Annotated in this window: 22 protein-coding genes; 13 read left to right on the forward strand and 9 right to left on the reverse strand. The window is 62.8% G+C overall.

Annotated elements, in window-relative coordinates; genetic code table 11:
• Nucleotides 1-73 precede the first annotated feature (73 nt).
• The gene (locus tag LFL96_RS31660) at nt 74-574 is read right to left on the reverse strand and encodes a GNAT family N-acetyltransferase (RefSeq protein ID WP_281001831.1); all 501 of its coding nucleotides are present in this window, start codon (nt 572-574) and stop codon (nt 74-76) included.
• A 671-nt stretch (nt 575-1245) separates the two neighbouring features.
• Here LFL96_RS31660 and LFL96_RS31665 point away from each other — a divergent pair.
• The 8 genes from LFL96_RS31665 to LFL96_RS31700 all read left to right on the forward strand — a co-directional run bounded on the left by LFL96_RS31665 (nt 1246) and on the right by LFL96_RS31700 (nt 9189).
• A complete protein-coding gene (locus LFL96_RS31665) occupies nt 1246-1788 on the forward strand; it encodes a PaaI family thioesterase (protein ID WP_281001832.1) in 543 nt (180 codons plus the stop codon).
• 149 nt (nt 1789-1937) lie between these two features.
• Entirely contained in the window at nt 1938-2321 is a 384-nt protein-coding gene (locus LFL96_RS31670) for a BlaI/MecI/CopY family transcriptional regulator (RefSeq protein WP_281001833.1), read from the forward strand.
• The gene (locus LFL96_RS31675; protein WP_281001834.1) at nt 2318-4189 is read left to right on the forward strand and encodes a M56 family metallopeptidase; all 1872 of its coding nucleotides are present in this window, start codon (nt 2318-2320) and stop codon (nt 4187-4189) included. The genes LFL96_RS31670 and LFL96_RS31675 overlap by 4 nt, the downstream gene beginning before the upstream one ends.
• A 105-nt stretch (nt 4190-4294) precedes the next feature.
• Nucleotides 4295-5167 carry a class A beta-lactamase gene (gene bla / locus LFL96_RS31680; protein WP_281001835.1) on the forward strand — a complete coding sequence of 291 codons (873 nt, stop codon included), beginning with the start codon at nt 4295-4297 and terminating at the stop codon, nt 5165-5167.
• 8 nt (nt 5168-5175) lie between these two features.
• On the forward strand, nt 5176-6303 hold the full coding sequence (locus LFL96_RS31685; RefSeq protein ID WP_281001836.1) for an acyltransferase: 1128 nt from the start codon (nt 5176-5178) through the stop codon (nt 6301-6303).
• Between the two features lie 95 nt (nt 6304-6398).
• Complete coding sequence (locus tag LFL96_RS31690; protein ID WP_281001837.1) at nt 6399-7028, forward strand: PAS domain-containing protein; 630 nt, start codon at nt 6399-6401, stop codon at nt 7026-7028.
• Entirely contained in the window at nt 7028-8008 is a 981-nt protein-coding gene (locus tag LFL96_RS31695; protein ID WP_281001838.1) for an ornithine cyclodeaminase family protein, read from the forward strand. The genes LFL96_RS31690 and LFL96_RS31695 overlap by 1 nt, the downstream gene beginning before the upstream one ends.
• Nucleotides 8009-8061: 53 nt before the next feature.
• Nucleotides 8062-9189: a pyridoxal-phosphate dependent enzyme gene (locus tag LFL96_RS31700; protein ID WP_281001839.1), complete on the forward strand. Its 1128-nt coding sequence runs from the start codon at nt 8062-8064 to the stop codon at nt 9187-9189.
• A 28-nt stretch (nt 9190-9217) separates the two neighbouring features.
• On the opposite strand, the gene LFL96_RS31705 is transcribed toward LFL96_RS31700, so the two are convergent.
• Entirely contained in the window at nt 9218-10246 is a 1029-nt protein-coding gene (locus tag LFL96_RS31705; protein WP_281001840.1) for a linear amide C-N hydrolase, read from the reverse strand.
• Between the two features lie 282 nt (nt 10247-10528).
• On the opposite strand from LFL96_RS31705, the gene LFL96_RS31710 reads away from it, so the two are divergent.
• On the forward strand, nt 10529-11923 hold the full coding sequence (locus LFL96_RS31710) for a hypothetical protein (protein WP_281001841.1): 1395 nt from the start codon (nt 10529-10531) through the stop codon (nt 11921-11923).
• An 8-nt stretch (nt 11924-11931) separates the two neighbouring features.
• Here the strand turns inward: LFL96_RS31710 and LFL96_RS31715 are convergent, their stop codons facing one another.
• Entirely contained in the window at nt 11932-13101 is a 1170-nt protein-coding gene (locus LFL96_RS31715; RefSeq protein ID WP_281001842.1) for a glycosyltransferase family 9 protein, read from the reverse strand.
• Between the two features lie 364 nt (nt 13102-13465).
• Between LFL96_RS31715 and LFL96_RS31720 the strand changes: the two genes are divergently transcribed.
• Nucleotides 13466-14266, forward strand: coding sequence for a fatty acid desaturase (locus LFL96_RS31720; RefSeq protein ID WP_281001843.1), 801 nt, complete (start codon nt 13466-13468; stop codon nt 14264-14266).
• 53 nt (nt 14267-14319) lie between these two features.
• On the opposite strand, the gene LFL96_RS31725 is transcribed toward LFL96_RS31720, so the two are convergent.
• Complete coding sequence (locus tag LFL96_RS31725) at nt 14320-15063, reverse strand: TetR/AcrR family transcriptional regulator (protein WP_281001844.1); 744 nt, start codon at nt 15061-15063, stop codon at nt 14320-14322.
• Nucleotides 15064-15146: 83 nt separating this feature from the next.
• Between LFL96_RS31725 and LFL96_RS31730 the strand changes: the two genes are divergently transcribed.
• The gene (locus LFL96_RS31730; RefSeq protein ID WP_281001845.1) at nt 15147-16283 is read left to right on the forward strand and encodes an MBL fold metallo-hydrolase; all 1137 of its coding nucleotides are present in this window, start codon (nt 15147-15149) and stop codon (nt 16281-16283) included.
• A gap of 220 nt (nt 16284-16503) precedes the next feature.
• Here the strand turns inward: LFL96_RS31730 and LFL96_RS31735 are convergent, their stop codons facing one another.
• A complete protein-coding gene (locus tag LFL96_RS31735; RefSeq protein WP_281001846.1) occupies nt 16504-19038 on the reverse strand; it encodes a hypothetical protein in 2535 nt (844 codons plus the stop codon).
• A gap of 292 nt (nt 19039-19330) precedes the next feature.
• The gene (locus LFL96_RS31740) at nt 19331-19819 is read right to left on the reverse strand and encodes a helix-turn-helix domain-containing protein (RefSeq protein ID WP_281001847.1); all 489 of its coding nucleotides are present in this window, start codon (nt 19817-19819) and stop codon (nt 19331-19333) included.
• A gap of 193 nt (nt 19820-20012) precedes the next feature.
• Here LFL96_RS31740 and LFL96_RS31745 point away from each other — a divergent pair, with 193 nt between their 5' ends.
• The gene (locus LFL96_RS31745; RefSeq protein ID WP_281001848.1) at nt 20013-20933 is read left to right on the forward strand and encodes an alpha/beta fold hydrolase; all 921 of its coding nucleotides are present in this window, start codon (nt 20013-20015) and stop codon (nt 20931-20933) included.
• A gap of 36 nt (nt 20934-20969) precedes the next feature.
• On the opposite strand, the gene LFL96_RS31750 is transcribed toward LFL96_RS31745, so the two are convergent.
• Both LFL96_RS31750 and panB read right to left on the reverse strand, forming a co-directional pair.
• Nucleotides 20970-21602, reverse strand: a complete 633-nt coding sequence (locus LFL96_RS31750) for a hypothetical protein (protein WP_281001849.1) — start codon at nt 21600-21602, stop codon at nt 20970-20972.
• 80 nt (nt 21603-21682) lie between these two features.
• Nucleotides 21683-22555 (reverse strand): 3-methyl-2-oxobutanoate hydroxymethyltransferase, encoded by an 873-nt coding sequence (gene panB, locus LFL96_RS31755; protein ID WP_281001850.1) that lies wholly within the window; start codon nt 22553-22555, stop codon nt 21683-21685.
• 78 nt (nt 22556-22633) lie between these two features.
• Between panB and LFL96_RS31760 the strand changes: the two genes are divergently transcribed.
• Nucleotides 22634-23455 carry a helix-turn-helix transcriptional regulator gene (locus LFL96_RS31760; protein WP_281001851.1) on the forward strand — a complete coding sequence of 274 codons (822 nt, stop codon included), beginning with the start codon at nt 22634-22636 and terminating at the stop codon, nt 23453-23455.
• A 38-nt stretch (nt 23456-23493) separates the two neighbouring features.
• Here the strand turns inward: LFL96_RS31760 and LFL96_RS31765 are convergent, their stop codons facing one another.
• Nucleotides 23494-24594 (reverse strand): porin, encoded by a 1101-nt coding sequence (locus tag LFL96_RS31765; RefSeq protein WP_281001852.1) that lies wholly within the window; start codon nt 24592-24594, stop codon nt 23494-23496.
• Nucleotides 24595-24731 lie beyond the last annotated feature (137 nt).

A 24731-nucleotide genomic window follows, 5' to 3' on the forward strand; every position in this document is an offset into this window, starting at 1 on the left:
CCGTTGCGTGCGGATTGCAGCGGGAACCGGAAAGTCTACCTGGCGGCGCGCTTCCGTTTACCCAACGCTGGGTTCAGCGCACTGCTTTCTCATACAACGACGCGACGTAATTGCCGAGTTCCGGAATCGGCCGCGTCGCGACTCGCACGAATCCCAGCGATTCGTAGTGCGCGCAGAGCTTTGCATTTTTCACGTCGCAATCTAGCCGAAGAGCGCGCCGGTTTCTCGCGATGACCTGATTCAGACACCAGTCGATCGCGAAACGGCCAATGCCGGAACCATGATAGCCGTCGCGCACGGCGAGCCGGTGTACGTAGCCGGCGACCGGCTCCTGAATGCCCCAGTACTTTTCGTCCTGCCACGAGAGCGACATCGTCGCGGCGCATAGACCGTCCTGTTCGATCACATACATCTCGCCGCGATTGATGCTCTGCTGCACGCCGGCCTCGGTCCAGCCGCTTCGGCCCCACGCGGAATCGCCTTGCTGGAGTTTGTAGTCGATCGCGTGATTCAGGATGTGCGTGAGGGCAGTGACATGCTCCGTTGCCGCCCGGTGTACGGTTCTTGTAGTCATTGAGAATGCCTCGAAGTGACCTGTACTTTTTGTAGTTGAGTGCCACGTCTCCAGAAGGAGGTCATGCGAATCCGCTCTGCCGACGTCAGTGAGGATCCTTCGAAAATTGTCGCATATGCGAGCGACGGTAGGGGCATTTTCGGAATGTAAGCGACCTCGGTGCCTGGTAGAGTTGGAATAGGAAAAGTCCGGCTGTTATTCGGCCGTTACGCAGGGACTTGCATGTCCAGTTGTTTGTAGCATGCGGGCGTTGACTACACGATAAGGTGTGTTGCTGTGTTGAAATGTACGGGCTATCTGGCCTCGTTTACGCTGTCCGTGCTCGGTGGCTGGTGCGTAGCGTGCGGTTTAATGCTTGTACCGAATGACATGTCTTCAACAGAGAGCGCTTTCTTGAGATACGGTCTATCGGTTGTACGCGCAACCGATCTTGCCAACCCCGACGACATGCCAATGGTCGCCCTACTCGTATATTGGGTCGTGGCAACGCTGGCGATCGGTGCACTTCTGCTTGCTGCGCACATTGCATTACGTCGCTTTCGGGAACGGCGTCGGCCAGTTCGCTGAAAAGTGCGCGTGTACGCCTCGAATGCCCCCTCCACTGCAAACCCGTCCCGTTGATGATCTAATTAGCACACTCGTTCGTTTAACGATCATCCTGGAGACGCATCTTGACCCACGAACAAACCCTCGAACACTGGCTCGCGCAGGAGCAGGACATTCTGGCCCGCATCGAGGCCGGCCCCGGACCCGGTGTCGCGACGCCCGCACAGGTCGCCGGCAAAACTGGTCTCGAAGTACTCCTGGCAATGATCGCCGGCGAATTGCCGTACGCCGCGATTGCAAAGACGCTCGACTTCACGCTCATCGAAGTGCGCCCGGGTCACGCGGTATTTCAGGGCAAGCCGCTGGCCCAGCACCTGAACCCGCTCGGCACAGTCCACGGCGGCTGGATGGCGACGCTGCTCGACTCGGCGCTCGGCTGTTCGGTGCATACGCTGATGCCGGCAGGGCGCAGCTACACGACCGCCGAACTTAGCGTCAATTACGTCAAGGCGGTGACGCCGCGCGTGTCGCGTGTGCGCGCCGAAGGCAAGGTGATTCATTGCGGCCGCCAACTGGCCACCGCCGAAGCGCGTCTTGTCGGCGCGGACGGCACGCTTTACGCGCACGCCACGACCACATGTCTGGTGTTCGATTTGCCTAAACAGTAAGACAGCGGCCAGAAGACGCCGCGCACCCGCGGCGTCGATATCGAACGAGCCGTGGCTGGCTGACCGCAGCCTTTTCGACGATCTGATGTAGACATTTTTTTCTAGAAAATATATTCTACGTCTATCAGATTTTCCGTTCAGGTACTGCCATGGGCAAAGCTCGTTCACCGGTCAAACCGACTGCCGCCGAACTCAATCTTCTGCGTGTTCTCTGGCAGCTCGGCGCCGCGACCGTCAAGCAGGCCCATGAGGCGATGCAGGCCGAGCGGCCAGACGTGACCTACGCAAACGTATTGCGGCAGATGCAGCTCATGCATGCCAAGGGGCTTCTCACGCGGGACGAAAGCGAGCGTTCGCATGTCTACGCGCCCGCGCACAGTCAGAACGCGCATCAGACCAATCTTCTGAAAGACCTTATTCAGAAAGCCTTTGCCGGGTCCGGTAAGGCGCTGGTGCTGGCGGCGCTGCGTGGACACGTCACTAAAGAAGAACGTAGCGAGATCGAAAAATTCCTCCACGGAGAGGAGAAATGAGCCACGGGTTGCAGGTTCTGATTCAGGCCGTCGGCTGGGCACTCCTGCATTTCGTCTGGGAAGGGGCATTGATCGGTGCCGCGACTTTGTTGCTCTCGCAACTGCTGCGCAATGCACGCGCACAGCATCGCTACGCGTTGTATTGCGTGGCGATGTCGCTGTGTTTCCTGTTGCCCGTACTCCACGTATGGCGCGAGATGTCGATACCGCTCGCGCCACCTGCGAGTCTCGCGAGCGATTTCGATAGCCAACTCGCGTTCGGCGTGGCGTCGGCGCGCGCCACGCCCAATCCCCTATCGCTGCCGTTGCCGCATCTGATGCCGTGGCTGGTCGGTGGCTGGTTCCTCGGTGTCGCCACCATGCTGTCTAGAATTGCGGCCGGCCTAGTCTGGATTCATCGGCGAGGTGCGCGCGAGCAGAGTTGGGCGGACTCGCACTGGCAGACTCGTGTAGCCGGGCTGGCGGCAAGTTGGGGGATCCGTCGCGCGATTTCGCTGCGCATTGCCGCGGGCTTCCACGGTCCAATGACAGTCGGCTGGTGGCGCCCGATGATCGTCATTCCCGCCGCGTTATTGACGCAAATGCCGCCGGCCCTGATCGAGGCGCTGCTGGCGCACGAAATCGCCCACATCAAACGCTTCGACTATCTGGTCAATCTGCTGCAAAGCGTGATCGAGGCGTTGCTGTTTTTTCACCCTGTCGTGTGGTGGTTGTCGCGCCAGGTTCGCATCGAACGCGAGCGGATTGCCGACGATCTCGCGGCCGCGCAACTCGGCGAGCCGCGACGTTTAGCGCTCGCGCTGGAGCAGTTGAGTCGTCTTCAACCCTGCGAAACGAGCGAGACGAGCGAGTCGCCGATTGGCCAGTGGGCTGTCGGCGCGGGCTTGCTGGACCGGATCAGACGTCTGGTCCGTCCGGTCCGCCGGCCGTTGGACTGGCGAGGCGTGGTCGCCGCGTCGGCGTTTGGCGCAGCATTGATCGGCATGGTGATCCGCGCGCCAGGCTTGGCGCAGATGGACGCGCGTGCCGATCGGCAACCGCTGGCGACCGCGCTGACTGCGTTAAACCAGACTTTCGCCGATACCGTGAAGGCCCCGAACAAAGCAATGCTTGCGGACGCAATGAGATCGCATCACGTCGCCGTGCTCGACGACGATTCCGGCCAGGTGCTGCTGCAGAAGAATGCGGACGCGGTGGTGCCCATCGCGTCGCTGACGAAACTGATGACCGCGATGGTGGTACTCGACGGCAAGCCGGATATGAATGGCGCCGTGCGCATCGGCAACGCAAACGACGATACGCTTCGACCCATTCGCTCCGGCTTGCCCGCGGGCGCGAGTTTGCCGCTTCGGGTAGTCATGCAGCTCGCGCTGATGTCGTCCGATAACGGCGCGGCCTATGCGTTGGCGAAAAACTATCCCGGCGGACTGCCGGCATTCAATGCCGCCGTACGCGCGAAGATCGCGGCGCTTGGATTAAGCCACACGACACTTGGCGAGCCGACGGGTCTATCGCCGGAAAACAGGTCGACGGCGCGTGAGCTCGCCGTCCTGGCGAACGCCGCCGCGCAGTACCCGGACATTGCGCGCTATACGACGAATGCGGCCGATGACGTTCGTATCGATGGGCGGACGGTACGGTATCGCAACACGAATCCGTTCGTCGGAACGCAAGGTTGGGAAGACATTGCGTTGTCGAAAACCGGCTTCACGGCGGAAGCGGGGCGTTGCCTGATCATGCGCGTTCGCACAGCCGGCAAGAACGTCACGATGGTGCTGCTCGATGCCAATGACGCGGCTTCGTCGACGCATGACGCCGTGAATATCCGGCGTGTTCTGCTGACGGGTTTGCCGCTGCACCAAAGCTGAAAGTGCCACGGCGCTGTAGCTCCCATTTATTCCCGAAGTAAACCGATGCTTTCAATTTGGTTAAGCATCCTGATCAAGATGTGAAATAACAAAAGGACTATGGTCTTGACGATTTCCTGCACCCGCCGGCGGCTTGCGCTCGGCCTTCCTTTTCTGTTCGGCATGGGTTTCGCCGCGCCGCTTCTCGCAGCCGAATCGCCGATAGCCGACATCGAGCGTCGTCGCGGCGGACGTCTCGGTCTGTTCGCTGTCGATACCGGTTCCGGCCGCACGTTATCCCATCGCGCGGATGAGCGATTCCTGATGTGCAGCACATTCAAGGGCCTGCTCGTCGCGCAGGTTCTTGCGCGGGTGGATGCCGGCGAGGAGACGCTCGATCGCCGTGTGCGCTACACCGAGAGCGACCTGATCTTCACATCGCCAGTCACGAAGGCGAACGTCGCGCAGGGCGTGATGACGGTCGGCGCGCTCTGTCAGGCAGCCGTCGAAGTCAGCGACAACACCGCGGCGATCCTGCTGATGAGAAGCGCGGGCGGTCCAGCGGGCCTGACGCGATTCATGCGTGGTCTCGGCGATAGCGTCACGCGTTCCGATCGCTACGAGCCCGACTCGAATCGCTACGACGGCCTGCTCGACACGACCACGCCGCGAGCCGTGGCCACATCGGCGGCACGGATTTTATTGGGCGACGTATTGAGCCAACGGTCGCGGCGGACGCTGGAGGACTGGATGATCGCCTGCAAACCGGGGTTGAACCGGCTGCGCGCGGCATTGCCCACGGATTGGATCGCGGGAGATCGTCCCGGCACGAGCGTCGAACGGGAAACCAACGACTACGCGATCGTCCGGCCGCCCGGCCGTGCGCCGCTGTTCGTCGCCGCGTATTACGACGCGCCGGGCGCGAGCATGGATCAGCGCGAGTCGGTATTGCGCGAAGCCGGCAAGGTATTCGTCGATTGGGCCAGGGCGAGTACATGAGAAATAACGTGAAGAACGCCGCTCCGCGCGACGCGCGAATCGACCTGATTCGCGGCGTGTCGATCGTGCTTGTGCTGTTTCATCATTTCAACATCGCTTACCGGTTGAACGATACGTCGCTGGCTAGCGCGTTCGGCTGGCAAGCCGTGCGCGCCGTAGCGCGTAACGGCAACTATGGAGTGACGATGTTTTTCGTCATCTCCGGATTTCTGATCACGTCGAATGCGATGCGGCGTTGGCCGGGATTCGAGCGCGTCGATTTGCGCGTGTTCTATACCTTGCGCCTCGCGCGTATCGTCCCTTGCCTGCTGTTGCTGCTTGCGATCGTCAATGCCGGCGCGTCAATGGGAATCGCGATCTTCGGGAATCACGCGCCGATGGGAACGGCAGTCTCTTTCTGGCAAGTGAATCTGGCGTCGTTGACATTCTGGATGAATGTTCTGATCGGCAAGTATGGTTGGGTGAATTACCCATTGGGCGTGCTGTGGTCGTTATCGGTGGAAGAGGTGTTCTATCTGTCGTTCCCGCTTTTGTGCGTGACGCTGCGGCGCGAATCGCGATTGCTCGCTTTCTGGCTGGTCATTGCCGCAATCGGACCGTTGTACCGCTTCACCCATCAGGGCGATGAGGGCGGATTTCTGTACGCGTATTTCGCGTGTTTCGACGGCATCGCGATCGGCTGTTGCGCGGCGGTGCTGGCGAAGCGCGTCGCGTTGCAGGGGCGTACCGCGTGCTGGTTGCAAGGTGTCGTCGCGGCGGCCATGGCGTTCATTTACCTCTGCGCGCCGATCGCGGAAACCAACGTTCTCGGCGTGACTGCAATGGCGTTGGGGACCGCCATGTTGTTGATGGGGGCCGCGACTTCCGGCCAACAAGAACATGCTCACGGAGACCGCAAGCGACGCGGCAGCGTCCTCGCCTGGTTCGGCCGGCACAGCTACGAACTCTACCTGTTCCACCTCGTCGTACTCGGCGGATTGCGCACGATCTGGCCGCCCCTTATGACGGCCGGCAATGAAAAACTCCTGTTGCTGGCCGCCTTCTTCGTGTTGTCCGCGCTGTTGAGTGCGTGCATTGCGCGGTTTTTCTCCGAGCCGCTGAACGGCACGATCCGGGACAGATTGCGTGTGACCTGACCGTCGACTGCCGCAAGGCCGACCTGCGGCCGCGCGTCATTCAGACCGTTTTTCTGCTATTTGACAAAAAATCTAATTGTGGATAATGTGTCCACATGAAGAAATATACCGCCGAGCAGCGCGCGCTGCTGGATCAAGTCAGCCAGATCGCCGAGGGTCTGGCGCAAACTTTTGCGCCGTTCTGCGAGGTGGTCGTGCACGATCTGCGCGACCCGAAACACGCGGTCCTCGCGATCCACAACAATCTGTCGGGCCGCGAAGCCGGTCACCCCGCCACCGAACTCGGTCTTGCGCGCATCGCCGACCCGGATTATCCGCAGGTGATCGCCAATTACGCGAACCAGTTCGCGGACGGCCGGCCCGCGAAAAGCACGTCGATCGGTATCAAGGATTCGTCGGGACAATACGTCGCCGCGCTATGCATGAACATCGATCTGACCTTGTTCCGGGGCCTGCAAAGCGCGGTGGGGCAGTTCGTGCGCGTCGATACGGGTGCACCGGCGCAGGAATCGCTGGACCCGGCCGGCGCGGATCTGATCCGTGCCCGCATCGACCAGTTCGCCGCCCGGCTGGCCACCACGCCGCGCGCACTCAAGACCGAAGACCGTCGCGCGTTGCTGCGCGAGTTGAAGGAATCGGGAATCATGGAAATCCGCCGTGCCATGGAAGTGACCGCCCAATACCTGGGCGTGTCGCGCGCCACCGTCTATAGCGATACGAAGTGATGCCGGACCAATCGCGATTCCTGCTGCTCGACCGGGACGATGTCGAGCGTCTGCTGCAACCGGCCGACGTGATGGCGGCGGTGAAGGAAGCGTTCGTGCTGCACAGCGAACGCGAAGGGCGTGTATTTCCCGTGGTGCGCGAACGGCTCGCGACAGGTGGCGTCTTCGGGATCAAATCCGGCGACGTGCCGTCGCAGGGATTGCTCGGCTTCAAGGCGGCGGGCTTCTGGCCGGAGAACCGCAAGCAGGGCGGCGAGCCGCATCAGGCCACCGTGCTGTTGATGGATCCCGCAACCGGCCGGCCGTTGTGCATGATCGACGGTAATGCCATCACCACCATGCGCACCGGAGCAGCAGGCGCGTGGGGCCTGAAGATGCTGGCGCGTGCCGACAGCACGAGTGTGTGCGTGTTCGGCGCTGGCGTGCAGGCCGCCGTTCAACTACGTTTTGCGTTGGTACAGTTTCCTTCTCTTTCGCAGGCGCGCTATGTCACGCACGATGGCGCGCGCAACCCGCAATTCGAGGCCGCTTTCTCGACGTTCTCCTCGCGCTGCGACCTGCAACTCGCATCCGACAGAAACGATGCGGTCGCAACCAGTGACATCGTGATCACCGCTACACCGGGGGCAGGTGCGTTATTCGACGCACACGCATTGCAGCCGGGCACGCATCTGAATTGCGTGGGCGCCGACACGCGAGGCAAACGGGAATTGCCCGATGGCGTACTGCCGCGCGTGCGACTCGTCGTCGACGATCACGAGCAGGCGAAACAGATAGGCGAGACGCAATGGGCGCCGTCGACACCCTGCATCGAACTCGGCGACCTGCTGACGGGCAAGCACGCGTTCCAGCGTCAGCCTTCCGATATCACGGTCTTCGATATGACAGGTCTCGCGCTGCAGGATCTGACCGTTGCGCGCGGGTTATACCGGCGAGCCGTTGCAGAGCACGTGGGATCGAGTATTGCGTGGCCGTGGTAATCATTCCCCGCTGAAAACCCCGCTGAATTCTTCTTCTTTCGTCGAGACACACCATGCCGCAAGCTCAATACATCGATCCTCTCACCGGCACGCTTTATCCGTTCGACGTCCCACGCTGGTGTTCCGATCGGCAAACGCCGCTACTGATCACGCCGCAGCCTGGCATCGGTCGCGACGATATCGATCGCACGCAGCGTTCGTTGTGGCGTTACCGCGCGGCGCTGCCAGTGGATATCGCCGCGCCGGTGTCGATGGGTGAAGGGTGCACGCCGCTCGTGCAGAAGGAATGGAACGACCTGCGGCCGTTCTTCAAGCTGGAGTGGTTCAATCCGACCTGTAGTTTCAAGGACCGCGGCACTTCCGTGATGCTGTCGTTTCTGCGCGGCATCGGCGTCGATGCGGTGCTCGAGGACAGTTCGGGCAACGGCGGCGCGTCGGTGGCGGCATACGGCGCGGCAGCCGGCATGGGCGTGAAGATTCTCGCGCCGGCTCATACGTCGCCGGCGAAAGTGGCACAGGTTCGTGCATATGGTGCGCAGATCCAGCTCGTCGAGGGGCCGCGCGAGGAGTCGCAGGCGGAGGCGATCCGGCAGTCGGCGGAGATCTTTTATTCGAGCCACAACTGGCAGCCGTTCTTTCTGCAGGGCACGAAGTCGATCGCGTACGAGTTGTGGGAAGACTTCGGTTTTCAGGCGCCGGACAACATCGTCATTCCGGTGGGCGCGGGCAGCAATCTGCTGGGATGCGATATCGGTTTCAAGGAACTGCTCGCGGCGGGACAGATCGACAAGCTGCCGCGCCTGTTTGCATCGCAGCCGCTGAACTGTTCGCCGCTCGATGCGTCGTTTCAGGCCGGACAGGACGTGCCGGTCGCGCGCCCTGTCAGCAAAACCGTCGCCGAGGGCACGGCGATCGCGCATCCGCTGCGTTTACGTGAAATGGTCGCGGCACTGCGCGACAGTGGCGGGTCGACCGTTGCGGTTGCCGAGGACGACATTGTGGCCGCGTTGAAAAAGCTCGCGCTGCAAGGGGTTTTCGTCGAGCCGACGTGCGCGCATGCCGCGGCGGCGCTCGACGAATTGACCCGCCGCGGCACGATCAAGGCGAACGAGAAGACGGTTGTGCTGCTGACCGGCACAGGGATCAAGGCGGCCGGTTATATCGCCGAGTTGTTCGCTTGACGTGTGGGGGCGGATATAGCTCGCCGTTTCACCGAGGCCGCAACGTCGGACTGATATCGATGGCGACAGGCTCTGCGGGCAACGGATACGTTCTCTCTCCCGGCGTGCCGAGATCGATCTGCTTGAGATCGATTTCCATCAGCGTCGGGTTCTCGTAGGTCCGGAAACCAAACGACGGCGCGTTCAGCGTTTTGACGACCGCCCATTGCGTGTAATCGTCCTCGGTCTTGCCGTGCGTCGGCAACGAGCGGCTGGTGCCGAGCGGAATGTCCACCGTATTCAGAAGATGCAAGGCGAGGTTGCGCGCACCGGCCGCATTCTCCGGCTGCGTGGCGAAACGCTTCAGATAGAACGCGCGAATGAAACGCGACGGCGGCGTCGAGTCGCCCGGAAGCCCTCGCATGCCGCTACCGTGACCGGCGGGACTGAACGTGGCGTGGTCCGCTTCGAGCGGCGCGGCGTCGCGCGCATCCAGACCCACGAAGTTGTCGATATTCGACAGATGCCACGGAAACGCGGGCGCATTCGTCAGTACCGCCACGGTGTTGTCGTAGACGGTGGGCTTGCCTGACTTCTCGGTGAATTCGATCACGATGCTCCGGCCGTGTTTATCGTGCACGGAGAAGTGCACCGGAAGCTGCTGCTCGACCGCCTGGCCGCCGCCCCAGATGTCGACGCTGGACAGCATCTCCTTCACCTCGTCAACGCTGGCGAAGCTGGCGAGCAGCCAGTTCGCGAGTTGCCCGACAAAGAGCGCGCGCGACGGATCGCTTGCGGTGCTGGCGTATTGCGTGATGCCCGGAAGCCAGAGCACGCCGACCGACAGGCCCGCTTCGTTGAGGCCGTCCGTGACGATGGGCAGGCCGAACGCGTTGATCCCGACAATGCCGTGCTTGCTGGTCCAATGCAATCCCGGCGACAGCGTCGGGGTGGTGCTGTGCATCGGCGTGCCTCGGCCCACGACGAGAATGCGGGAATGCAACGCCGCGCCGAACTCCATGCTGCGACCGTTCACGACGCTGCCGTCGGCGGCTTTTAGAAGAAAGTCTGTACACATTGCTGGTCTCCCCCGGAAAGTGGTTTTCCCATCATAGGATGAATTTACGGATTCCTATGATTATTTAAAGCGGCTTTGAACGCGATTATTTGTATTGAATAGAAGAGGGCCAGCCGGACGTATTCATATCGACGCTTCAAATTGGCGCTTCAAAAAGAACCGCCATGGCGACACGTGATGACCGGACGTTCCGCGTCATGACGGCGTGCCACACACGTACCACCTTCCCGCGAATCAGCATGCTTCAATCGTCGCTCATCCAGCACGTTGGGGAGCGATGACATGAAGATGTATGCACAGGAAAACGCACTGATCCGGGCGGCTTATCGCAACGATTTCTTCGGCCCGTATCGTGGACGGGAAGGCGACGACGGCATGTCGTCGCCCCCGATCTACCGGTTCGACGAAACTGCCCACTTGGCCTCTGGCGAATTGCCGGATCGAGGCGATGCCGTGCCGCCGCGCGCGGAGCGCGAGCCGCACCTGATGCAGCCGCATGCGCGAACGACTCGAAGCGCGCCGGAGTCGTTCGGGATGGTTGAACATGCAACGACATCGGGGCGGCCGCAAAATCGCGTATTGAACAGCGTCAAAACCAACGGACGCTGGTTGCCGTTGGATGTGGCGGGACTCGCATCCAGCGTGATAAGCGAAAAGCAGAACCCGAGTCCGATGGGTAAGGCCGCGATCGCGAGCAATGCGCTGTTTCTCGGCGGCAGCTTGACGCACATCGCCAATCTGCACGATCTCCGCCCGCTTGCCCAGGCATCGAGAGCCATGACGTTCGCCGGCATGGGCGTGGGAACCGGCCTCGACATTGCGCAACTGGTCTCCGACGCAAAAGATCTGAAAGCCAATCCGAACGATGAACAGGCGAAGTGGAACGTCGGCAATAGCGCGGCGCGTCTCGGTCTGGGTATTGGGGCTGCTGCGGCGGCGGTGTTCTGCCCGCCGGCCGCGCTGGTGCCGTTGCTGGTGCCCGATTTCGCGCAGATTCACCAGGCGATCTCGTTGCGCCGGCAGGAAACCGATTTACGCGCGCAAGGTCGCGACGTGGAAGCCGATGCGATTCACGCCGAGTACCAGCTTGCCGCGCTCAATTCGACACCGCTCGTCAATCTGTTCGCACCGGTTTACACGCATCGTATGCAGCCCGAGGTGATGGCCTTCGAGGCGTCGCAGGGCAACAAACCGGGCGGCGCGCCGATGGGCGACATTTCGCCCGATGCGATAGGCAGCAAGGCCGTGCTGCAGTACTACGGCCAGGCGTTGGATCAACGTGCGCGTGCATTCGGCGAGGGGGCGTTGCCGTCGCTGAAAAAAGCCGCGCAGGAGGCGGGCGCGGATTCGGTCACGGCCATCATCCACGCGCCGCAGCAGTTCGACTGGCCTGGGAGCAACGGTGCGCCGATGCGGATTTTCGATCGCGCGATCATTGCCACGTATTCGGCGAAGACGGATTCGATGCACGCGGAGTTCTTCGGCAAGGACAAAGGCGGCGTATTCCGCCTGCCTTACCTGAATCAAGGTACCGACCTCGGTGGCCGGTCGAAGAATATTGTCGTGGTCAACCGGTCCGCGTCCGATCAGGCGCCGGTCAAGTTCGATCTCGACGCGTACACGAACGACAGGACAGGTAGCGTGATTCTGGTCGATCCCGATCGCAGCGTCGTTTGACGGCGCCGTCAATGCGCCTGCAAAGGCTGCCGCTGATCGACCGATTCGAGCACTGCCTGCACCACGCGCTCGACACTCGGCCAGTTGCGCGAGGGGTCGTCCTGCACGATCTGTTCCGGGGCCACGCTGCGATACGGTGGCGGATAGCCCCAGATCGCATCGTGCCGTTCGGGCCTCGTGATGCTGCCGCCGAGCACCGCGACGGTGGGCCGGCGAAATGCCGCCGCGACGTGCATCAGCATCGTCGAGTTGGTCAACACGACGTCGGCCTGTTCGGCGAGCGCGAAGGTCGTGCGCATCGGCATGTCGCCCGCGACCGAGTGCACGGCGACGCTCGGACCGGCCGCGGCGATCGCCTCGCCCGCGCGGGTTCGGTCGGCCGCGCTGCCGACGATCACGACCTCGCACAACTCGCCGTTCTTCGCGAGTGCATGCGCGATCCGCGCAAGCGCCTCGCCGGCCAGACGCGCATCCCATGCCTTGGTCGGCACGCCCGCGCCGACCCCGGCGACGATCCGCACCACGCGGCGCCCCAGCGGTTCGCCGGCGACGCGCCAGATGCGCGCGGCGGCCGCGCGTTCGTCGCCGGTCAGGAACAGTTGCGGGCGTGCTTCGGGTAGGTCGGTGGCCCCGAGCAACTCGGCTTGCGCGAGCGCGGCGCGGCCGCATTGGCGCGCCGCGAATTCGATATGCGCTTGACAGCCGCTCCAGCCGCCGCGATAGCCGCGCACGCCGATGCGATAGCGCACGCCGGCACGCATCATCAGCAAGGCGCCCATGTAGCTGCCGAGCACGTCGATGCCGACGTCGACGCCGCCTCGCGCGCGCAGCGCCGCGATCTGCGGCGAACGCCACAGGAAGCGCAGCACGTTGCCGTGTGAGCGGTCCGCGACCAGCTTGTTATTCCAGGGCGCGTCGATTTCGACGATCTCGTCGACGAACGGATTGTTCTCCAGGATCGGCCGGCCCCAGCTGCCGATGCCGGCGATCAGCCGCGTCGTGGGAAAACGCCGGCGCAGCGCCTCGAAAAGCGGCGTGGTGGTGAGCAGTTCGCCGAAATCGTTGGGACGCAGCACGAGAATCTCGCGCGGCGTGGCACGTCGCGGATCGAAGCGGGCAGGGTGGAACCGGCTCATCAGCCAGACCGGCGTTTCGATGACGAAGCTTTTCCAACCCATGATGTCTCCGTGGCGCAAGGGAACCGCCCCGATTGTGCCCGCAGGCCCCGCCGTGCTGTGTGGCCGGGCGCACGGTAAGGCGGAGGTCGGCCGCTTTCTTCAGACTGTCACAACCCATTGCTAAGTTCTGCGGCGACTGACTTGTCGTGTCGACGGAGAAACGATGGACCCACAGGCCTTTCCCGCAGCCGGACCGAATGCGGATGCACCGGAAACGGCGCGCGAGCGTCGCCCGCGGCGGCATGCCGTAATCGACCGCCGTGCCAATCTGACCTTGTTGACGCTGGTCGGCGCGGCGATGCTGCTGCAACTCGTCGCGTGGCCTTTCCTGTTGCGTGGCTGCGGCGCCGCCGCGGTATGTCTGATGGTGCCGCTCGTCGTGCTGGCGCCGACGCATTGGGGTTTGATTCACGAAGCCATTCACGGACAGTTGTTGCCGCAACGAAAGCTCAACGAGGCGTTGGGGCGGCTGCTGGCCATCCTGTTCCTGCTGCCGTTCGACGCCGTGCGTTTTGGTCACCTGATGCATCACCGCTTCACGCGCGAGCCTTACGATAAGCCGGACGTGCATGACGGCGCGACGCCCCGTGTTTACGCGCGCGTCGGGTACCTGCTGCGTTTGTTGGGTGGCTTGTATGTCGCGGAAGTGGCGTTGCCGCTGCTCTCGTTTTTGCCCGTGCGGTGGACCTGCCGCCTGGTCGCCGCGCAGATCGGCAGTGAAGGACCGGCGGGAGAGGATGTTCAACGTCTGTTCGTGGGTTTTGCCGGCAATCCGGAGCGGCGCGCGCGGATTCGGCGCGACTGGTTGCTGTCGGTCGCGCTGCACGGCGGCGCATTTTATTTCTACGGCGCGTGGTGGCCGGTGCTGGCCGTGACGATGACCCTGCGCGGCGTTTGGCTTTCGCTCGCGGATAACCTGCCGCATTACGACGTCTCGCTCGATACGCCTCAGCGGGCGCGCAATTTTCGCGTGGCGGCGTTCTGGCAGAGAGTGGTGATGAATCACCACCTGCATCAATTGCATCACCGGTATCCGACCTTGCCGTGGACCGCGCTGCCCGCGTTAGCGAATGATAGGGAGGCCGCCGGATCGTCAGCGTTGAAAGAGGAGGCGTATTTTCGTGCGGCGTTCAGGCAGTTTCTCCGCTTCGGCCGGGTGCATTGAAGGTGACCGAGGCGGCGTGACACGCGCGTTGTCATTGCGCGCGGTGTGATGCTTCAACGCCGCCTGGTGGGCGTGGATGCCTTGGCGCCTGCCTTTGCTTTGGCCTTTGCGTCCGCCTTGGTCTTTGCCGTTGCCACTGCGTATCGCGCCAGAAACATCTCCGCCGTCGACTCCGCCAATTGCTTCTGCTCTTTCGGCGTGAGCGTGGGCTGCCCCATCGTCACCTGCGGCCAGAACGCGAACGCCTTCACCAGACCCTGCAACTGATGCGCGGCAAAAAGCGGATCTTTTACGTCGAGCCGTCCGTCGGCGGCGGCGGCGCGGATCCAGATAGTCAGGTCTTCCTCGCGCTCGCCCAGACGCGCGACCATATCCCGCGCCCGCTCGGGCGAATGAATTCCCGCCCCGATGGCGACGCGCGCCAGCGACAGAAACGCGTCGTCGTTCAGCAGCTTCAGCTTGCGCGACAGCAGATCGAGTAGTTGCTCGCGCAACGGCCGGTCCGCGCGATACGCGGGCGATTCGCCTTCGTGGCTGGCGTCCCATAACTGCCGCAGGATCGCGCCGAACAGCGCTTCCTTGCTGGGGAAATGGTTATAGACCGTGCGCTTCGATACGCTCGCGCGCGCGGCGATGCGGTCCATGCTGGTCGCGTCGTAACCGGCGGCGAGAAACTCCTCGATCGCCGCGCCGATGATCGCTTCGCGCTTGCGATCGGTCAGCCGCAGCGTGCCGCCGGCTGGGGCATCGCCGCTATTGTCCGCGTATTGGTCTGGGTGGTTGTCGGTGGGGTCCATCGTGAAATTTTACACCGGGTAGTTTACTTTCCACAAAAATAAACTACACTGGGCAGTCTACTTTTCGCATCGAGGCGTTTCACATGACTTCGCTCATCGGTTCCATTCGCAACGTTCTGGGTTTGACCGCGGCCCAACGCGGACGCGATCTGTCGCAAGGCTCGGCGCAGCACGACGGCGAGCGCTTTCGCAACGTCAAGCCGCGGCCCGTGGAAGGGTTCGGCAAGACCTTGAGCATCGCGTGGAACATGCTGACCAACAAGCCGTCGGGTACGGTGCCGGCGGGCGCGTTGCCGGTCGATACGCTGACGCGCGCGCAACTCGATGCGGCGCCCGATCGCAGCCTGTACCGGCTTGGCCATTCGACCTTGCTGCTGAAAATGCGCGGCCAGTTCTGGCTGACCGATCCGGTGTTTGCCGAACGCGCATCGCCGTTCCGGCGTGTCGGGCCGAAGCGTTTTCACGCGCCGCCCATCGCGCTTGCCGATCTGCCGCCGCTCGCGGGCGTGATTCTTTCGCACGATCACTACGACCATCTGGACCGCGAGACGGTGCTTGCGCTCGCGGCAAGTACGCAGGTGTTTCTCACGCCGCTCGGCGTTGGCGACCGCTTGATCGAATGGGGCGTCGAGGCGCGCAAGGTGCGCCAGTTCGACTGGTGGCAGGGCGTCGAGATTGACGGCCTCGCGTTTACCGCGACGCCCGCGCAGCATTTTTCGGGGCGCAGTCTGTTCGATGGCAATAGCACGCTGTGGGCGTCGTGGGTGATCGTCGACGGCGATCTGCGCGTGTTCTTCAGCGGCGATACCGGCTATTTCGACGGCTTCAGGGAGATCGGCGAACGCTTCGGTCCGTTCGACGTGACCTTCGTCGAAACCGGCGCGTACGACAAGATGTGGCCGTACGTGCACATGCAACCCGACGACACCGTGCAGGCCCACGTCGATCTGCGCGGCCGCTGGCTGATGCCGATTCACAACGGCACCTTCGATCTGGCGATGCATCGCTGGTACGAGCCGTTCGAGCGCGTGATCGGGCTCGCGGCCGTGCGCGGCATTGCGCTCGCCACGCCGCGGATGGGCGAGCGGCTCGATCTGGCTGCGCCGCATCGCGGAGAGCGGTGGTGGCGCCATGCGATGGAGGTAGCGGAGGCGTCGCCGCAGCCGAAGGCGGCACGCCGGTGGTTCGCTTGCCGGAATGCGGGGCAGGCGAATTCGTGAGGGTATGAGGGCGACGCGGGCGTTACGTCCGTCGCCTGAAACATTCGCTGCTTGAAGGATGGATTGGCGAAGCGGGGAGTTAGCTAGCGCTTGCCGATGATGGTCGGGTCGCTATCGCCAGGCAGTTCGATTGTGCGTTGTTGCCGGCTTCGTTCTCCTGGTGAAAGAGAGAACGAAGCCGGTTTTACGTTGAGGTTGCGGTTTGCTTACTGCGGGTTGCTTACTTCAGCGCGCCTGTCACGGCGGTCACCAGGTTCGTCACCGGCGCCAATGCGCCCGTGCCGCTACCCGCATGCGACGCCGTCGACGTCAGCCCGGCGACCAGACCCGTTGCCGGCGCCAGAAGACCCGATGCCGCCGAGCCCGCTGAACCGCTCGCGCCTGCCGCGGCGTTCGCGCCGGCATTCACGACGCCGCTGGATACGCCGACGCCCGCATTGACGAGACCCGTCACCGGAGCCGTGAGCGCACCGGCCGACGCGAGCGTGTTGCCGAGCGTGCTCGTCACCGTGGTCGCGATCGGCACGACCGGGTTGTTCTTCGCCAGACCCGACAAGGTGCTGGTCAACGAACCGGCGGTGCCTGTCACCGTGTTGAGCGTGCTGGTGATCGGCACGATCGGATTCGCGCTGGCAAGCGTGCTCGTGACGCTGCTTACCGCGCCGCTGATCGGCGCAACGGCGGAGGTCAGGGCGTTGGTGACCGGCGCGATCGGGTTGTTACCCGCGGCGCCGCTCAGCGCGCTCGTCACGGAGCTGACGGCGCCAGTGACAGGAGCAAGTGGGTTTGTGCCCGCTGCGCCCGCAAGCGTGCTGGTGACGGAATTGACGACGCCGGTAACCGGAGCCAACGGATTGCTACCGGCTGCGCCTGCGAGCGTGCTGGTGACGGAGTTGACGGCGCCGGTAACCGGAGCCAGCGGATTGCTACCGGCCGCACCAGCAAGCGTGCTGGTGACGGAGTTGACGACGCCGGTGACCGGAGCCAATGGATCGTTACCGGCAGCGCCTGCGAGCGTGCTGGTGACAGAGCTGACCACGCCGGTAACCGGAGCCAACGGATTGCTGCCCGCCGCTCCCGCGAGCGTGCTCGTCACGGAGTTGACGACACCTGAGACAGGCGCTAGCGGATTGTTCCCTGCCGCTCCCGTCACGATGCCGGTCAGCGAATTGACCGCGGTCGACACCGTGCTCGCCCCCGAGTTGACCGCATTGGAGATAACAGCCGTCGTTCCATTCACGGTGTTCGCCAGATTGGCTGTCGTCGAATCGACGGCTGTCGTCAGCGCGCCAGTAGTGGCGTTGATGGTGTTGGAAGCGGTGGCCGTCGTCGAACCGACAGCGCCTGTGAGCGCACCCGTCGCCGCACTGACTGCACCCGATACCGGTGCAAGCGGATTGCCGCTCGTGGCATTCGCAAGCGATGACGTGACCGTGTTGACCACGCCCGTGACTGGCGCGAGCGGATCGCTACCTGCCACGCCGGCGAGTGCGCCTGTCACGGAGTTGACTGCGCCAGTGACAGGCGCGAGGGGATTGCTACCAGCGGCGCCAGACAACGCGCCTGTCACCGTTCCAATTGCACCGGTCACGGGCGCAAGAGGATCGCTTCCTGCAGCACCGGAAAGCGCGCCAGTGACCGAGCTAATTGCGCCAGTCACGGGTGCAAGCGGATTGCTGCCAGTGGCGCCGGACAACGCACCTGTCACCGTTCCAATTGCGCCGGTTACGGGCGCGAGAGGATCGCTTCCTGCAGCACCGGAAAGCGCGCCAGTGACCGAGTTAATCGCGCCAGTCACAGGTGCAAGAGGATTGCTGCCAGCGGCGCCGGACAACGCACCTGTCACCGTTCCAATTGCACCGGTCACGGGCGCAAGAGGATCGCTTCCTACAGCACCGGAAAGCGCGCCAGTGACCGAGCTAATTGCGCCAGTCACGGGTGCAAGCGGATTGCTGCCAGCGGCGCCGGACAACGCACTTGTCACCGTACCGATTGCGCCCGTTACAGGCGCGAGAGGATCGCTTCCTGTGACACCCGAAAGCGCGCCAGTGACCGAGCTAATCGCACCAGTCACAGGTGCAAGAGGATTGCTGCCAGCGGCGCCGGACAACGCACCGGTCACGGTTCCAATCGCGCCAGTGACAGGCGCAAGAGGATCGCTGCCAGCGACACCCGAAAGCGCGCCAGTGACCGAGCTAATCGCACCAGTCACAGGTGCAAGAGGATTGCTGCCAGCGGCACCCGACAACGCCCCCGTCACCGCGCCAATCGCGCCAGTCACAGGTGCAAGCGGATTGCCACCAGCGGCACCCGACAACGCCCCTGTCACCGCGCCAATCGCGCCAGTCACAGGCGCAAGCGGATTGCTACCACCGGCACCCGACAACGCCCCCGTCACCGTGCCCACCACCCCCGTCAGCGGCGCCAGCGGATCCGTTCCACCCAACCCCGGCAAGCTGCCCGTCACCGTTCCCAGCAAACCCGTCAACGGCATCAGCGATTGATTGCCGTAATTGATCGTGAGCGTCCCCGAGCCGCCGACCGTCACCGTGACCCCGTTGCCGGTCGCCGTGCCGCTGCCGGCGATGCCCAATGAGATCGCGCTGGGCGTGATGCCCGCGCCGACACCCAACGCCAGACCCGCACCCGGCAGCGTCGTGTCCGCCCTCGCGGCCCCGCTCGCAGCCAGGCCGAATGCAGCGGCCGCGCACAATGCGATTGCGGTGACCGCAGTCCCTGCGAAGTTCTTTTCCATCGCCCTGCCTCTCTTTGTTGGTTAGTGCCACTGAGGTGAATGCGAGGCGTACGTCTGCAGAGAACGTGCCAATTTGCGCGTCGTCCGTGCAATGAAGGGAACGTCATTGCGCGGCGTGGCCTGGCGGGACGCCGGAGAGGATGGGATTGCGTTCGATACGGTGAATGTCACGCGCGCACGGCGCGCTGTTCCGGCCTGTGTAACGTGACATGCCGGTTGCCGACGCAGTGCGATGCCAGATGGATCAAACCGATGTTCGATCGCGCGCGCACCGAGGCGCGATGCGTCGAGCCTAGGCGGGCTTCGCTCTTCGCGGGCTCGATGGCTTCCGCGGTTCGGGCGGCATGCGCACGACCGTGTCTTCCGGATTCAACACGCGCCCATCCTGCGCCCGCAACTCCAGCTTGCGTACCGGCTTGCCGTGTTTCGCATCGACGAGCTGCACGTGCGCTTCGTTCACGTCGAAGAAGAAATCCTCTCCCCATTGTCTGAGCGCGACGAGCAAGGGAAACAGACCGCGTCCTTTCTCCGTGAGCACGTATTCCTGATAGGCGCTGCCATCCGATGCCGGGACCATGTCCATGATGCCGTGCGCGACCAGGTTGCGTAGACGCACGGTCAGGATGTTTTTCGCCAGGCCGAGGTTCTTCTGGAATTCGCCGAACCGGCGGGAACCGTCGAACGCATCGCGGACGATCAGCAGCGACCACCAGTCGCCGATTGCGTCGAGCGGCCTCGCGACACCGCATAGCGAATCCGCGTGAGTCGTTCGTTTAACCATCGTTTTGTCCTGTTTGCTTGCGGGTGTGATGAGTGAAACCAACCTCGCCAGCGAGCGTGGCTGGCATTCCAGCTGGTTGCAATATAAAACCAGTCGTGCTACAACGCAATCGGTTGCAATTTGCAACTACATTAAACCTCTTGCGATCCTGCATGAGCCGTTACACCTATCCGTTTCCCTGGAGAGAGCAGTCATGGCCAGTTTCGACGACACGTTTGACGATACCTTCCCCTTCACCCCTCATTTCAGCGACGCGTCCGGTTTCCAGATGCACTACGTCGATGAAGGGCCGCGAGATGGACAGGTCGTGTTGTGTCTGCACGGCGAGCCGACCTGGAGTTATATGTTCCGGCATCTGATTACGCGATTGAGCGGCACGTACCGGGTCATCGCCCCCGATCATATGGGTTTCGGCCGCAGCGACACGCCGCGGGATCGCGACTACTGGCTGCAGGATCACATCGACAACCTCGAACGTTTCGTGTTGGAGCTCGATCTGCGCGACATCACGCTGGTCATGCACGACTTCGGTGGACCGGTCGGCATGGGGCTCGCGGCACGGCATCCGGAGCGGATAGGACGGATCGTTTCCACCGCCGGCCCGACACCGTTTGGACAGGCGACGCAACTCGACCGGCTCACCGCGAATGCGCGTGTGTCGCCATGGTTTCAATGGATATTGAAAGCGCACGCGGATGGGCGTCTCACCAAGGTACTCGGCGAATTAGGCTTCAACATACTGAGTACCTTGAAGCTCAACGGCTTCGAGAACAATGCGCTGATCACGGATAGCTGGCTGCGTGCCTATGGATCGCGCTTTGCCGAACCGGCCGATTGCGCGGGCGCGATTGGTTGGGCCGAAGGCTTCGCGACCGGCGCGCATCGCTTCGAGCAACCCGATGCGCAAGCGCGACGCACGATCGAAACGAAACCCGCGCTGGCGATCTGGGGGATGGCCGATCGCACGCTGCACGCAGAACACTTTCTGCCGTTGTTCAGCGAGTTGTTTCCGTGCGCGAAAATTTGCCGGCTGGAGGGGGCCGGTCACTATTGTCTGGAGGACGCGCCGGAAGCGATTGCTGGGGAGATCGAGGCGTTTCTTCGGCAAAGCTGATCGCGGCGGCTCACTGATTCAACTCTTTAAGCCACATTACTGATAGATCTCGGTCACGAGGAAAAAGTGCTGCCCATAAGGCCGCACCAACGCTTGCGCGCCGTCGTAATGCTGCTCGGCAGGCGTGTCGAGCGGCTTGTCGGTTTCGTCGTAGACAAGGCGGTAGAAGATGTTGGCGACGCCGACGCCGCCTGTCTCGCCCCAATACCATTCGTGATACTTCGGCGATGGGCCGGGCAAATGGCGAGCCTGATAGGTGTAGTAAGCGCGTGTGAATTGAAAGCGGAACCAGTCGGGGTCGATCCCATTGTGGACCGCTGCTACAAATAGCCCGATCGTTATCGTGGGTGCAGCGACGACGGAGATCAGTTTTTTCCAACGACGGGTCCATATGTTTTCGACAAGCCCCGCCAGCGTTGTACCGCCGGCGACCAGCGCAGGAATCGCCAGAACTGGAATGAGAAAAAACGAGAGCCCGAGGAGTCGATCCAGCTGATTGCTCAGATAGACAAACAAGACGCACACGAACCAGATGCTGAAATGATTGACACCAAACCAGCCTCGTTGACCCGACGGCTTTTTTTTCGCTGCGCTCGTTTCGTTTTCGTTATTGGTCATGGGTCGAACGAATGTATCTGGATCGGTGTCTCCGGCAACATGGAAGATCATTGCACCGGCGCCATCATATAGTCCAAACCGGTTGCATCGATCAACAAGTTCTCGTTTCGTTACACCGCGCCACCCGGCGTTCAACTCTCCAGACTGCCTGTTGCCTGAACGACCCGCTCCGCCTGCGCGATCGCCTTCCCATACGCAAAGCAATGCTTTGGTTCGGGAAACGCGCCGCCACGCACCTCGCTCGCATACTGTCCGATCGCCTGTTCGACGATCGTATTGACGTTCGCGTATTGCTTGACGAAGCGCGGCGTATAAGCGCTGAACGCGCCGAGCATGTCTTCCGTCACCAGCACCTGGCCGTCGCACGCGGGCGATGCGCCGATGCCGATGGTCGGCACCCGCAACACGTCGGTGATGCGCTTGGCCAGCGCCTCGGCCGTGCCTTCCACCACCACGCAGAAGGCGCCGGCCTGCTCGACGGCCAACGCATCTTCGAGAATTCGCGCGGCCGAATGCTCGTCGAGTCCTTGCGCCTTGAAGCCGCCCATCGTATTCGCCTGCTGCGGCATCAGGCCGATGTGCGCCATGACCGGCACGCCGCGCTCGCTCAGAAAGCGGATCGTCTCCGCCATTTCGGCGCCGCCCTCGAGCTTGACCGCCTGTGCGTCCGTTTCGGCGAGCAGACGGGCGGCGCTGCGAAACGCCTGAGCCGGCGATTCCTGGTAGGTGGCGAACGGCAGATCGACCACCACGCACGCGCGACTCGATCCGCGCATGACGGCCTTGCCGTGCGCGATCATCATGTCCAGCGTCACGCCCAAGGTGCTCGACATCCCATACAGCACCATCCCCACCGAATCGCCGACGATGATCACGTCCGCGTGTTCGTCGACCAGCTTCGCCAACGGCGCGGAATAAGCGGTGAGGGAAACCAGGCTGCCCGCACCCTTGCGTGAACGAATTTCCGTGACGGTTTTGCGGGTAGCGGTCTTGTGCGTGCTCAATCGACTTCTCCGGTGTTGATGAAGGAGCGTCAAGTTATCATCCGCATCCTGTTCGGAGTTGCGCTGTGAGGACACGATATGCTGCTCGCGGGAAAAGCGAAAAACCAGTATCAGGTACCGCCGATGACGGCGCTGCCCAGACCGCTCTTCGTCCGTGCGTTCGCGATGCCAGGCAATGGTACGGTCGACGGGCACAGCCATGCGTGGGCGCAGTTCATGTACGCGACGGCCGGCGTGCTGGAAGTCAGTACGCCGCAAGGGCGTCATCTGTTGCCGCCGCATTACGCGATGCTGATTCCGCCGCACGTCCCGCACACGGTGAGCACGCGCGAATGCGTGGCGTTTCATAGCCTGTATCTCGACGATAGCCTGATCGGTGCGAACGCCACGCGGACCTGTACGCTGCTCTCCATGACGCCGCTGCTGCGCGAACTGGTGATCGCGACCGGCGAGTTGCCGGTGCATTACGATCCGCAGGGGCCCGACGGCGCGTTGGTGTGCGTTCTCGCCGACCGGATCCGCCGTTTGCGGCCCGCGCCGCTGGTCGTGCCCATGCCGGCGGACCCACGGCTGCTGAAACTCGCACGGGCTCTGCACGCCCATCCGGGCGACCCGCGCAGTCTGGACGAGTGGGGGCTTTACGTCGGTGCGACGCGTCGTACGTTATCGAGGCTGTTCCGCGCGGACACGGGTCTGTCTTTCACCGAGTGGCGGCAGGCGGTACGTTTGCTCGCGGCATTGCCGCTGCTGGAGGCGGGTGAGGCGGTGGCGTCGGTGGCGGCGTCGCTGGGATACGAATCCACCTCGTCGTTCATCACGCTGTTTCACCGCCGGTTCGGCGCGACACCGGGGACCTACGCGATGAAGACACCTGGCGGATCAGCACGCGAAGCATGCTGATCCGCGTTCAGGTGCGGACTGATTGCGGATGAAGCGAATTAGAACGACGTGCGGATGCCGACGCGAGCAATGGTCTGATTGCTATCCGACGAATCGCCGGTATTGCCGATCGCCGCTTTGATGCCGTTGCCCGACGCCTTCTGATAGACACCCTGCACGTACAGATCGGTCCGCTTCGACAGGCGATAGTCCGCCATCAGGCCGAACTGATCGTTGTGCGGGTCGTTGCGTCCGCCCGGATACGTGACCGCGACGCGCGTGTGATCGTACATGGCCGCCACGTACCACGCCGGCGTGATATTGACCTTGGCGTTGAATTCGAAGTTGTCGAACTTGACCGTGTTGTCGACGAATTGCAGGCGGTCGACGATATCGGTGTGGGTGTAGACGACGCCGAGCAGCGCCGGTCCGATCGTGTAGTTCGCGCCCGCTGCCGCCACGCGTTGTTTCGCGGCGAGATACGGCGCGCCGATGACTGCGCCGCCCGCGGTGCCGTTGCCGCCGTCGATATTCATGTACGCCGCGGCGACTGCCAGCGGGCCGTTCTGATAATGCGCACCGAGGCTCCACGCACGGTTATCGGCAAACGCGCCGGCCTGATTGCTGAAGCCGTACAGGCCGCCGAACTGCAGACCCGCGTAATCGGCGCTGGTGTACTTGACGGAGTTGTTGATGCGGAAGGTGTCGTCGAGATTGTCGGCATCGTACGGATGCGCGAACAGCGTGCCGCCCCAGTTGCCGACAGCCGCCAGCGGCGCGACATAGTCGACCACCGAGTCGTATTGCCGGCCGAGCGTCACGGTGCCGAGATTATCCGAACCGACGCCCACGTACGCCTGACGGCCGAACATCTCGCCGCTGTTCGGCAAGTTGCTGCCGTTGTTCAGGCTAAAACCGTTTTCGAGCTGGAAGACCGCGCTGACGCCGCCACCCAGATCTTCCTTGCCTTTGATGCCCCAGCGGCTACCCAGTTGCTGCGTATTGCTCACCAGCGCGTAATCGGAATGACCGCCGAGATTGCTGATGTATTCGAAGCCTTCGTCGATCGTGCCGTAAAGCGTCACGCTGCTTTGCGCATGCGCGGCGCTGGCCAGCATGCCCAGCGTCGGCAGAAGAAGGTGTTTGGCGATCTTTTTCATTTATTCCCCGTGCTACCGGATTGATTTAATTAAAACTGGTTAGTTGGATAATCGACCGGGCGAGAGTCTAGGGTGACGAGCTTTCACGACGATTGCGGCGTGGTGTAATTGCAACGTCTTGACCGCATTGCCGGAAC

Source organism: Paraburkholderia sp. D15 (genome assembly GCF_029910215.1).
Taxonomy (GTDB): domain Bacteria; phylum Pseudomonadota; class Gammaproteobacteria; order Burkholderiales; family Burkholderiaceae; genus Paraburkholderia.